The following is an 11,967-nucleotide window of genomic DNA, read 5'->3' on the forward strand; positions in this document are numbered from 1 at the left end:
ATGAACGCGGATACTTTGCACGCACAAAGAAAAACGCACGCTCTTAGCATTTATGGCACACTCAAATATCCTCAAAACTTCACACATTTTGACTATGCTAATCCTAATGCTCCAAAAGGTGGCGCACTCAAAGGCTTTGCTCTTGGCACTTTTGATAGCCTCAATCCCTTTGTGCAAAAGGGCAATGCGGCTGCGGAGCTTAGCACACTTGTGTATAACACACTTACCATTCAAAGCCTAGATGAGCCTTTTAGCGAATATGGGCTAATTGCAGATTCTATGACAAGGGGGAGAGATTACATTATCTTTCATATCAACCCAAAGGCAAAATTTAGTGATGGTGTAAAGGTGAGCGCAAAAGATGTCGCATTTAGCTTTGAGACGCTAATGCAAAAGGGCAAGATAGAGTTTAAACGCTACTATGCTGATGTCAAAAGCGTCAAAGTGCTAAGTGAGAGCGAAGTGGCATTTTATTTTAAAAATGATTCTAACAAAGAGCTACCTTTAATCTTAGGGCAACTCCCTATTTTACCTGCTCATATTTATCTTAAAGAGGGCAAAAATACTTTTGGTGAGAATCCACTTCAAATCCCCATAGGAAGCGGCGCATATAGAGTGAAAAAATTTGATATAGGGCGCAGTATCATTTATGAACGCAACCCTCACTATTGGGCGCAAAATCACCCTACACAAAAGGGGGCATATAACTTTGATGAAGTCATTATAGAATATTATAAAGACCCTTCTGTGGCGCAAAATGCCTTCCTTGCTGGAGAATACGACTATCGCATAGAATCTTCAGCAAAAGTGTGGGCAAACGACTATGAGGGCAAGGCAAAAAAAGAGGGAAAAATCATTTTACAGAGCTTTAAACATCAGCTTCCAAGCACATTTCAAGGCTTTTTTTTCAATACGAGAAATCCTCTTTTTGCCGATATAAGAGTGCGGGAAGCCCTACTTTATGCGTTTGATTTTGAATGGAGTAATAAAAATTTATTTTTTAATCAATATGAACGCACGAAACATATTTTTAATAACTCCCCTTTTGCTTCCTCTGGCATTCCCACAGGCAGGGAAAAAGAGATTTTGGAAGAATATAAATTTAAGCTTAATCCTAGAATCTTTACCCAAAGCTATATTATCCCCCGCACAGATGGAGCAAAAGTGCGTGGGGAAAATTTAAGAGAGAATCTCAAATACGCAAGAGATTTACTTAAAAGTGCGGGATTTTATATTAAAAATGGCACACTTTATACGCCGCAAGGCAAACCTTTTACTTTTGAAATTCTTATATCGTATGAAGCTTTTGAGCGTATTTGCTTGCCTTTTGTAAAAAATCTCCAAAAGCTTGGCATTACTGCTACGATTAAAAAAGTAGATGATTCACAATATATTAATCGTGTGCGGCATTTCAAATATGATATGGTCATTGAGCTTTTAGGGCAAAGCCTTTTTCCGGGCAATGAGCAAAATTACTATTGGAGCTCTGCAGTGGCAGATACAAGTGGGAGTAAAAATTTTGCAGGCGTAAAAGATGCTGTGGTAGATGATTTAATTCAAAGATTATTAAATGCTACGAATGAAAAAGAGCGTATAGCCATTGGCAGAGCAATGGATAGAATCTTGCTTTGGGGATTCTATGCTATCCCACATTTTAACCTCCCTGCTTTTCGTGTGGCATATTGGCGCAAAATTGAAATGCCAACCATTACCCCACCTTATGGCATTGACCCATATTTATGGTGGGCGAGAGATACAAAAATGAATCCTACTAAGAAGCCAAAAAGCTAGGGACTGCTATAATGTTCCCCTTAAAACTTTTAAATATATTAAAGGAAAATTGTGTCAAAACACACTCCTAAAAAGCATTTAATTAATAAATACTCATCAAAGGAAATACAGGGGAGGGGTAGTAATAAATGAAGCATTATCTTGATTTTATTTCGTGTAAAGATTTAACAAATAATAGCCTTTTTGGATTCCTTAAGTGTAATGAAAATGAAGGAAAAATTTTGCAATTTATGGCAAAAGCCTTGCTTGAGGGTGAAATGGATTTTGTCGTGCATATATTACTTGCTAAAGTCTTCCCACACAAAGACACCTCAAGCACACAAGGTGAGCATAGCCTTGCATTTTTGCATCATATTCGTAATCTTATTGAGTTAGGTTGGATTACTCAAAGCTCATTCTTACAGCCCAAACTTACCGATATTGCATTACTTGAGCTCTATAATGATAATATTTGTCTCTCACACACCTTTTTGAAACTCCTTGAAGATGGCACGCTTAATGTTGATTTGCCCGAAATCACTCCCTATGAAGACCACCTTGAATATCTCAAAGACCGCTTTGCGCATATTGATTTACTTCATAAAATGAGTGGGCTTAAATTTTCGCAAAAAATAGATTCTCCCTCTCTTTTACGTGCAAATTATCGCCTTAAGCTCCTTGAAGATACTATCAACTCACGCTTAAAGCTTACAACTAAAGATATTAGTATTATCAAGCTTATCAAAGAACATCACTTAGAACAAAAAGAACAGATTATCTTTTTTGCCCTGCTCAAAGAAGAATATTCAAGTAGTGATGAGAATTTACGCGATATAAATGCTTTACTTGAGCTCATTAGCCTTGATGAGTATGACAAAATCAAACATCGCTCTTTACTTGATGAAAATTCTAATCTTGTGCAAAAGGGCTTAGTGGATTATGATGAATTGCTTAATCCTTTTGGGGGCATATCACGCACATTTTTTATCCCAGAAGAAATACTTCAAGATATCATTCACCCTAACAAAAAAAAGAAACGCGCTAAAATCAGTCTTGATTCTATTATCAAAGAGCAAGAGATTTTTGAGCTTGTGGAGCCAAAACAAAGCATTAATGATGTGATTTTGCACTCTCACACGCGTGAGATTTTGGACAATCTCTTAGCTCAAGTCAATAGCAATGTAATTTCTCTGCTTAGACTTTGGGGGATAAAAGATAAGAAAAAGGGCATTGATGCAAAAATTCTTCTTTATGGTGCAGCTGGCACAGGTAAAACCATTACTGCTCTAGCTTTGGCTAAAAGCCTTAAAAAGCAAGTGTTAAGCTTTGATTGTTCAAAGATTCTCTCTATGTATGTGGGAGAATCCGAAAAAAATGTGCGCAAAATTTTTGATAGCTACCAAGAAATTTGCAAAAAAATTAAAAATGAGCCTATTTTGCTCCTTGATGAAGCTGACCAATTCCTTAGCACGCGCGCAACTAGTGGCAATAGTGCAGATAAAATGCACAACCAAATGCAAAATATTTTTTTAGAGCAAATTGAGCGATTTGAGGGCATTTTGATTGCAACAACCAATCTTTTAGAAAACTTTGATAGCGCATTCTCGCGGCGATTTAATTATAAAATTGAATTTAAACGACCAAATAAAGAGCAAAGAATCGCTCTATGGCTTAAATATCTGCCAAAAAATGCAGATTTTGGAGAAGATTGCAAAGAAAATCTTGCCAATGCACTTGCAGAATATAACTTAAGTGGAGGACAGATTCACCTTATTGTTAAAAATACCGCTTATAAAGTCGCCACAAAAAAAGAGCCTATTTTCACACAACAAGATTTTATCACACATATCAAGGCTGAGCTTAGCGGAAATTTTGATAATGCTAAGAGTATGGGCTTTAGAAGTTAATTTGTTTTTTAGACTTTATTTTCTATAATACCTTAACTTCACTTACAAGGATACGATATGGATTGCTTTTTAACGGGGGGGGGGGCATAAGCTAGACATTGCTACACTTATTCCAATAATACTTTTTAAATCTCTGCCAATACTTGCTTATAATATCAAATATTATATAATCTCCATTGAACCTCTATTCTTTATACATCTCAACACATTCATACTTAAAATTATATTTAAGCTAACGAAGCTTTGTTGCTTGCAGAACTTTGTTGGCTTAAATGGCATATTGACCTTAAGGAGGATAAAATGAGAAAGGCATTTGCAATAGGGATTATATTTATCACATTATTCTTTAATATGAGTGAAGCAAGGGGAGCAAATGACAGGGTTATATGTAAAAATGCACAAGATGAGGAATGGTGGAGGAATATAGTATTTGGTAGTTTTGGTTATATAAAAGGAGATGAAATAGGCTATAATTGTAAGGTTGGCAATAATGCAGAAATTTGCAAGGAAATGAGAAAAATTTTCAAAGAAGCTTTATATAAACATAGAGAGGAATTATTATTAAGTGGAGAATGTGTTAAGGTAGATTTTAATAAGAAGAGTGCAGAATGAAAAACAGAATAAAACTCAAATTGGCGTTGGGAGTTAGTTTACTTGCATTATTTTTTAGTGTGAGCAAAGCAGATGCAAGAGTTGCGTGTCAAAATAAAGATAATGAAGTTTTTTGGGAAATGGAATTTTATGGTTTTAGCTTTATAGAACTTGACAAAGATGGTAAAGTTTATTGCAATAGTTGGGATTGCCTTAATGAACATAGTATTAATTGTGGTAAAAATAGTCGTAATGGTAGTTGCGAACAAAATTTACCTTTTTTAAGTGTGGCTATAGAAAATAAATTTTATGAGTTTCTTGAGCAAAGAAAAAAAGAGTTTATAGATAGTGGCGAATGTAGAGTATTTAAATTTAATAATGACGAGCATAGTGAGGAGGATGACGAAAATGACATTGAGAAAATTAAAGATAGAAGAGGTTTTTAATAATGAGTGATCTTGAAAATATTAAGTGGATGTCTCTATATGGATATAAATATAAGGAGAGAAGAATGATTGCAAAATAAAACATCTTAAAGGTTGATAAGATTTTAGTTCTCAAAACCACAGATTCTCATTGAGAATTTAAGATTAATGATTTAGTGTGTAATCCTTTTGAACTAAGCAATGGGTAGATAAAATCGTGAGATGTAATGTTTAAGTTTATATATTTGTTTAAATGACGCGTTAGATCTTTGCTCTTAATATATAAACAAAGGAGTCAAATGAATAGTTTAGAATTTAATTATGTTGCATTTTATAAAGAATTTATAGAAACAGATTGTTATATGAGTCTAGAACACTTTGCAAAACTTGAGGAACTACCAATTATTAAACAAGCAGAACTTGAGGTGCAAGATATAACAGCAGATAAAATCATAGATACAACAATTCATAAAGAAGTTAATTGTAACTTTTTGGATAAAAGCATCCTTTTTGATAAAAAAGACAGAACGATAAAAGAACATATGCAAGACATTATAGAATCTAATGATAATAAAAAAGGAAAAGCATTGTGGGAAGAAATAAAAGTGACTAAAATCTTATATTAAGAAATTTTTATATATTTCAAATATAAGGAATTATTTTTGCTATTCTTCTAAATCAAAGTTTAGGAGTCTAATGTGATAGAGAGTATAGAAGTAAAAAATTATAAAGTATTAGATTCAATAGAGGTTGAAAACCTAGCACAAATAAATATTTTTGTAGGTAAAAATAATTGCGGTAAAACCTCTTTGCTTGAGACTATATTTCTTAATTTTCAGCCAAACAATCCTATGAATATCGTATCGGTTGTGTCTAATTTTATAAGACAAATGCAAATAAGCCACGATAATTTGGATTATTTTTTCAATCAGCTTGATATGACTAAACCTATTAAAATCACATCATCTTATAATCAGCAAAAAATGCACTTGCAAATCACACCAAAAACAACAAATGATTTTGCTCAAATACTGCCAAATGATATAAATATGAATATGGATAAAATCTTAGATAAAAAAACAGGTGCTTACATCACAGGTTTAAACTTTGATATACAATTTAATGGAAATCCTGCGGTAAGAAGTAGCTTTGATATTCGCGGAAACAATATTAATAATGTTATCCAAGTAGATTATCCCTCATTTTCAGGTATGATTTTTCCAAGCAATTTAATGTTTAATGCGTTAGGCATTTTAGGACGATTACGAATACTTAAAAAAGAGCAAGAATTATTAGCCCATCTCCAAATCTTTGATGAGAAGATTCAAGGGATAGAAGTAATCAATGGTGAAATAATGGTAGATTTAGCAGATATGCCTAAAAAAATTAGTCTTAATACTATGGGGGAAGGCTTAAAAAAATATCTAGCCATTTTGGCAAGTGTCATTGTGGGAGAATATAAATACATCTGCATTGATGAAATTGAAAATGGACTTCATTTTGAATCAATGCACAAATTGCTTGAATCTGTCATTAAACTAGCTCAAAAAACCGATATACAACTCTTTGTCTCCACCCATAGCTATGAATTTTTAGAAATTCTTAATACAATCTCTAGTGAGAATCAATACGAACAAATTGCTATTTTTAACATTGCGAGAACTAAACTTAAAGGTTTGCAAACTTATAAATATGATATGAAAGATTTAGAGAATTTACTCAAAACCAAAACAGAATTTAGAGACTAAAATGACTTTATTTGTTGTAGAAGGCAAAAGCGATAAAGTATTTTAGCGCAATATATACACTATAAAAACCCTACATTTGAGTATAAAATCATTGAAAATAATGGCAATGAGCTTCAAAAATCGACATTAAAAACAATTCAAAAAGAATTAGATGATAGTCATAGAGTTTGTATTATTTTTGATGCCGATTTAGATTATAACCAAACACAACAGCATATTAAAAATAAAATCATAGAATATAAAAATAAAGTAGAAATATTTTTATTCCCAGACAATAAAAACAAAGGCAACCTTGAAACTTTACTCTCTCATATTGCCAAACATAAAGAAATAATAGAATGTTTTGAAAAATATGTTGAATGTATAAACTCTCACTCTAAAGATTTTGCAGATAATATTTACAAAAAATCAAAAATGTATGCTTATCGTGAGGCAAGCGGTTTAGAAAAAATTATAAAATCAAACAAAAATACAATGAATGAGAATATATTTAGTCAATATTTTAAATTTGATTCACCTTATCTACAACCTCTTTATAGTTTTATATTTAACCTATAAATTCTTTAAAATTCCAAACTCCATTGTGCCGCATTAGATTCTCTAGCGTAAAGGATTTACAAACTAATGCGCAAACTCTTAAAGCAAAATGCCTAAAACTTCTTCTTATTTACATCACTTAAAATATCATCAGCGATTTGATTGACATTTTGAGCAATCTCATTTGTAGTATTCGCTACACCCACATTATTATCAGTAAGAGTTTCTAGCTGGGCAATAGCCTCATTAATCTGCTCAATTCCTAAAGTCTGCTCTTTGATGGATTCGCTCATTTCGTTAATACCCTGCACCAAAACATTGACATTCGCCTCTATTTCATTGAGCGATTTACTTGTTCTCTCTGCGAGTTTTCGCACCTCATCTGCAACAACAGCAAATCCTCTTCCGTGTTCTCCTGCACGTGCAGCTTCTATTGCTGCATTAAGAGCAAGTAAGTTTGTTTGATCTGCTATATCTCTAATGATACCCACGATGTTTTTAATATCCTCTGCTTGATGCGTAACTTCACTTGTTTTATCATTAACATTTTGCATAGAGCTAGAGATTTCCTCAATAGAGGAGGCAGATTGCTGCAAAGAACTTGCTTGGGAAGAATTACCAGCTAAGAGCTTATTCATAGATTCTTGTAACTGATGTGTTTGTGTAACAAGCTCTTTAGCATAGCCGCTTGAGGAACGAAGCATTTTCTTAATCTCTTCTCCTAAAATATTCGTGGTCGTCTCTACACTACCTTGTGCATTGGGCACTTCTGTCGTAAAATCAAGGGTTTTATAAGATTCAAACACACGATGAATCTCATTCATATTGCTCCCTACCCTATGTTGCAACACATCAAGCATAGTATTAAGGACATTTTTAAGTTCTATTAATTGAGGATTATAAGGATTTTCTATAATTCTTGCTGTTAAATCTCCCTCTTCTATTGCCTTAGCCGTTTGTATAGATTGTTCTACCGCCTTTTTATCTTGCTCTAAACCTTCTTGCACATTTTGTATATTTTGGTTGATTTCTTTTGCCATAATGCCAAATTCATCATTTGCTTTTGGAGTTAAAAACGCTGGAGGAATATCCACTTCGTGACGAATATATTTGAAAAAACCAAAGAGCAAGGCAGAAATATTTTTTAATCGCGCGACAATTTGTGTGCGGATAAAAATAAACATTACAAACATCACTATGACAATACTCGCAATATTAGCAGCTATCATTGTTATTCTAAGCTTTGAGACAGATTCGTAAATAGAGCTTTCTGGGGCTGAAACAATAAGTGTCCATATTGATGTATCCACACTATCACCGATATGGATATTTGCCACAGCTGTGTAACTCATCTCACCTAGTGAATTAATATAACTAAATATCCCCTCAATTTGATTCTCAATCGCGTGTTTAAGCTCATTCATTGTAGGGCTTTGATTCACTTCTCGCAAATATTTACCCAAAAATTCTTTTCTCCCGTGTGCTGCAATGGTAGAATCAGTCGCATACACGCCTTTAAAATCACCTTTGTAAATAGAATTTTTTGGATCTTGAAGTATTGTTGTAATAGTTGATAAATCAATAAACACACCTAAAACACCTTGCACTATACCTTTTTTATCTATAAGAGGTTGATTTATACCCATACCAAAGTATTCTTTACCATTAATTGTTACCCACAAAGGTCTACCCACACTAGGTTTTCCTGTGCTTAGAGCTTCTTGCACACTTGGAAAATTTGCAATTACTTCACTTGCTGGCACAATGCGACTTTGATTTTTGCCCTCATTAATAGCCAAAACCATAAAATCACCATTAGGTAACTTATGTGTAGAATCAAGGATATTTCCACCTTTATATCTTTCATCTCTAAGATACACATAGCCAAAATTGCCCCATTCATTGCTATTAAACATATCCATAACATCATTTTGCAAAATAGCCTGTGCACCTGCTTGCACATCGCGCATTACAAAATGCTTAGAAGCACTCACGGCAACATAGATTTCATTAAAAATCCCTCCTACCCAATTTGCTTCGCGTTTAGCTGCATTGACAAGCATTTTATTTGCTTCATTCATTTGAATATCTTGCGAAATTTTTACGATGATTATCGTAACAGCCAACATACAAATAACCAATATGCTTGAAAAACCTAGCATAATTTTTGCGCCAATACTTAATGAACGAAAAAAATTCATTTTGCCCCCTTTAACCAAACCTAATAAAGATAAAGTAAATATTAAAAAAATCTGAATGAAAATATATCAAAAAAAAAAAAAAAACGACACTTAAAGATAACTCAATTTATTCATTTTGTGTTTTGCATTAAGCCTAGCTATAATGATATAATCTTTTACAAAGGCAAAGTATGCAAGATTTATCCAAATCTTACCTTGAACGCGTAGTGGGCATATTACCTCGCCGATATGGGCTCAATAAACAGAGAATCTTTTTATATGGCGCACCCGGCGTGGGTAAAAGTTCATTAGCATTTTTTCATAGTATGTATTACAAAAAGACACTTTATATAAACTGCGCTGATTGCCGCACAAATATAGAATCTGCTAATGCGCTTATTCTCAAATCCTACCTTGAGCGTAATCTTGAGCTTCTCATCATAGATAATTTTACGCCTGCGCTCTCTCTACCTAATCTTAATCATATTATCCTTATTGCCCCCTCAATGACACATTGCCCAAAAGATTTCAAACACAAGCATATCCGAGCTTTGAGTTTTGAAGAATATGTGAGCTTTGATAATAAAAATATTTCTATTACAAATCTCTTTAATCTTTTCCTCAAAGAAGGTAATCTCCCTGAAATCCAACGACTTCAACCAAGTTACAAAATCACTCGCAAACAAGAGATTCTAAAACTTGCACTTGCTAATGATTTTGCTCTATTTTGCTCCCTCCTATCTATGCAAGGACAAAAACTCACTATAAACCACATCTACACACTTTTAAAAAAATCTCATAAAATCTCCAAAGATAAAATCTATCCGTGGCTTACACACCTTGAAGCGTGCGGTATTATCTATCTTATCCCACATATTAAAAATGCAAATAAAAAATTATATTTTTATGATTTCACTTTGCCACTTTGCGTGCAAAGCCCAAAAAATCTCATTGCGATTTTAGAAAATATGCTGCTTTTAGAGATTCTTAAACTATGTGAGCAATATGAAAAAAGCGAACAAATATATTATGGCGATTTAGGGGAATTTGTATGCGAAATCGGTGTGTTTTTGTTTTTGCCCTTTAGCAACTTAGAAAATATAGAATCTAAACTCTCAAAACTCACTTTCATTTACAATCATATCTATATTATCACCCTAAACTTTGAGGGCAAAGGAAAATGTAGCTTTAATAAGAATACGCTAGAATGGGAGGCGATAAGTTTTATTAACTTCGCCCTTGAGTGGGAAATATAAATTTGCAAATCTAGTGTAGAAAATGCCTTGTATGTGTGAAATACATCGCTATGTTGTATTCATTACACGCTTGTATCACTTCATCATCACGAATACTCCCACCGGGCTGAATAATAGCGCTTACACCGGCTTGATGAAGCATATCTACACTATCACGGAATGGAAAAAATGCCTCTGAAGCGCATACACAGCCATTTAAATCAAGATTCATATCTTTTGCTTTTGCAAGAGCTGCCCTTGAAGCATCAACGCGACTTGTCATACCCATACCAATGCCTACAAGTGAGCCATCTTTGACATAGGCTACACAATTTGATTTTGTAAGTGCAGCAATAATATAGGCGATTTTTAAATCTTGCTTTTGACTTTTACTTGCAGCAACTTCGCTTACAAGCGTGGCATTATCTATTTCCTCACTTAAGACATTGTCGCTCTCTTGGAAAAGCACTCCTCCTTGTATATGCTTAAAGTCATAGTTATCATTTGGGAGCGATAAATAAGAAGTCTTTTGCGTAAAGATTTTCATACGCTTTTTCCCTTCAAAAAGCGCAAGTGCCTCATCTGTAATATCTCCAGCCACAAGCACCTCAACAAAAATTTTATTCATCTCTTGGGCTAAAGGCAAATCCACAATGCCATTTACCGCTACCACACCACCATATGCACTCACGCTATCACACGCAAGTGCGTGAATATAAGAATCTAAAAGCGAATCTTTAAGTGCAAAACCACAAGGATTGCCGTGCTTGATGATACTCACTGCCTTCGCATCTTTACCAAAACTTATAGAGAGTTTCATTGCAGCGTTTATATCTGCAAGGTTATTAAAGCTTGGCTCACCTTTTTTTATCTCAAAATGTTCTTTCCAAAAACTCCCAAACTCATAAAGTGCACCTTTTTGATGTGGATTCTCACCATATCGTGTTTGTAGCACTCTTTCGCCTACAATAAACACCTTTTCCCCAAAACCATTATTAAAGCATTTATTCATATATTGAGCTATCATTGCATCATAACTTGCTGTGTGTGAAAAAGCTTTTATCATCATTTTTTGACGCAATTCAAGCGTATTATTGCCTGCGCGTAAAGATTCTATCACGCTTTTATAATCATTTTTATCAGTAATAATAAGCACACTCGCAAAGTTTTTCGCTGCAGAGCGCACCATTGCGGGACCACCAATATCAATATTTTCAATAATCTCCTCAAAGTCATCTGTGTGCTCTATGGTTTGCTTAAAAGGATAAAGATTCACACATACAATATCAATCGCACTAATACCTTTTTGTTGTGCTATGCCCACATCGCTTTGATTATCGCGCCGATAAAGTATCCCGCCGTGAATCTTAGGGTGCAAAGTCTTCACGCGTCCATCAAACATTTCCTCACTTTGTGTATATTCTCCTACGTCAATAGCTGCAATGTGAGATTGCTTCAAAAGCTTAAGTGTGCCACCTGTGCTTAGAATCTTATATCCTAATCGTGTTAAATCCTGCGCAAATTCTACAATACCTTCTTTATCGCTTACACTTAATAGTGCATACATATCTGTC

The 11,967-nt window shown here is 34.0% G+C and carries 10 protein-coding genes; 8 read left to right on the forward strand and 2 right to left on the reverse strand.

Annotation, left to right across the window (positions count from 1 at the left end; genetic code table 11):
* From HH_RS02380 to HH_RS09875, 7 genes are all read left to right on the forward strand, one after another.
* A complete protein-coding gene (locus HH_RS02380; RefSeq protein WP_050720596.1) occupies window positions 1-1,791 on the forward strand; it encodes an extracellular solute-binding protein in 1,791 nt (596 codons plus the stop codon).
* A gap of 128 nt (window positions 1,792-1,919) precedes the next feature.
* Window positions 1,920-3,677: an ATP-binding protein gene (locus HH_RS02385; RefSeq protein WP_011115316.1), complete on the forward strand. Its 1,758-nt coding sequence runs from the start codon at window positions 1,920-1,922 to the stop codon at window positions 3,675-3,677.
* 300 nt (window positions 3,678-3,977) lie between these two features.
* Window positions 3,978-4,289, forward strand: a complete 312-nt coding sequence (locus HH_RS02390; protein WP_011115317.1) for a hypothetical protein — start codon at window positions 3,978-3,980, stop codon at window positions 4,287-4,289.
* On the forward strand, window positions 4,286-4,714 hold the full coding sequence (locus tag HH_RS02395; RefSeq protein WP_011115318.1) for a hypothetical protein: 429 nt from the start codon (window positions 4,286-4,288) through the stop codon (window positions 4,712-4,714). Before HH_RS02390 ends, HH_RS02395 begins: the two co-directional genes overlap by 4 nt.
* Before the next feature lie 278 nt (window positions 4,715-4,992).
* Complete coding sequence (locus HH_RS02400) at window positions 4,993-5,319, forward strand: hypothetical protein (protein WP_011115319.1); 327 nt, start codon at window positions 4,993-4,995, stop codon at window positions 5,317-5,319.
* Between the two features lie 72 nt (window positions 5,320-5,391).
* Entirely contained in the window at window positions 5,392-6,441 is a 1,050-nt protein-coding gene (locus HH_RS02405; protein ID WP_011115320.1) for an AAA family ATPase, read from the forward strand.
* Between the two features lie 54 nt (window positions 6,442-6,495).
* The gene (locus HH_RS09875) at window positions 6,496-6,999 is read left to right on the forward strand and encodes a DUF3226 domain-containing protein (protein ID WP_432805826.1); all 504 of its coding nucleotides are present in this window, start codon (window positions 6,496-6,498) and stop codon (window positions 6,997-6,999) included.
* Between the two features lie 92 nt (window positions 7,000-7,091).
* On the opposite strand, the gene HH_RS09835 is transcribed toward HH_RS09875, so the two are convergent.
* A complete protein-coding gene (locus tag HH_RS09835; RefSeq protein ID WP_011115323.1) occupies window positions 7,092-9,179 on the reverse strand; it encodes a methyl-accepting chemotaxis protein in 2,088 nt (695 codons plus the stop codon).
* A 170-nt stretch (window positions 9,180-9,349) separates the two neighbouring features.
* Between HH_RS09835 and HH_RS02415 the strand changes: the two genes are divergently transcribed.
* Window positions 9,350-10,414, forward strand: a complete 1,065-nt coding sequence (locus HH_RS02415) for an ATP-binding protein (RefSeq protein ID WP_011115324.1) — start codon at window positions 9,350-9,352, stop codon at window positions 10,412-10,414.
* A 10-nt stretch (window positions 10,415-10,424) separates the two neighbouring features.
* Here the strand turns inward: HH_RS02415 and purH are convergent, their stop codons facing one another.
* Window positions 10,425-11,960, reverse strand: coding sequence for a bifunctional phosphoribosylaminoimidazolecarboxamide formyltransferase/IMP cyclohydrolase (gene purH, locus HH_RS02420; RefSeq protein WP_011115325.1), 1,536 nt, complete (start codon window positions 11,958-11,960; stop codon window positions 10,425-10,427).
* Between the last annotated feature and the right edge of the window lie 7 nt (window positions 11,961-11,967).

Source organism: Helicobacter hepaticus ATCC 51449, from assembly GCF_000007905.1.
Lineage (GTDB): Bacteria > Campylobacterota > Campylobacteria > Campylobacterales > Helicobacteraceae > Helicobacter_C > Helicobacter_C hepaticus.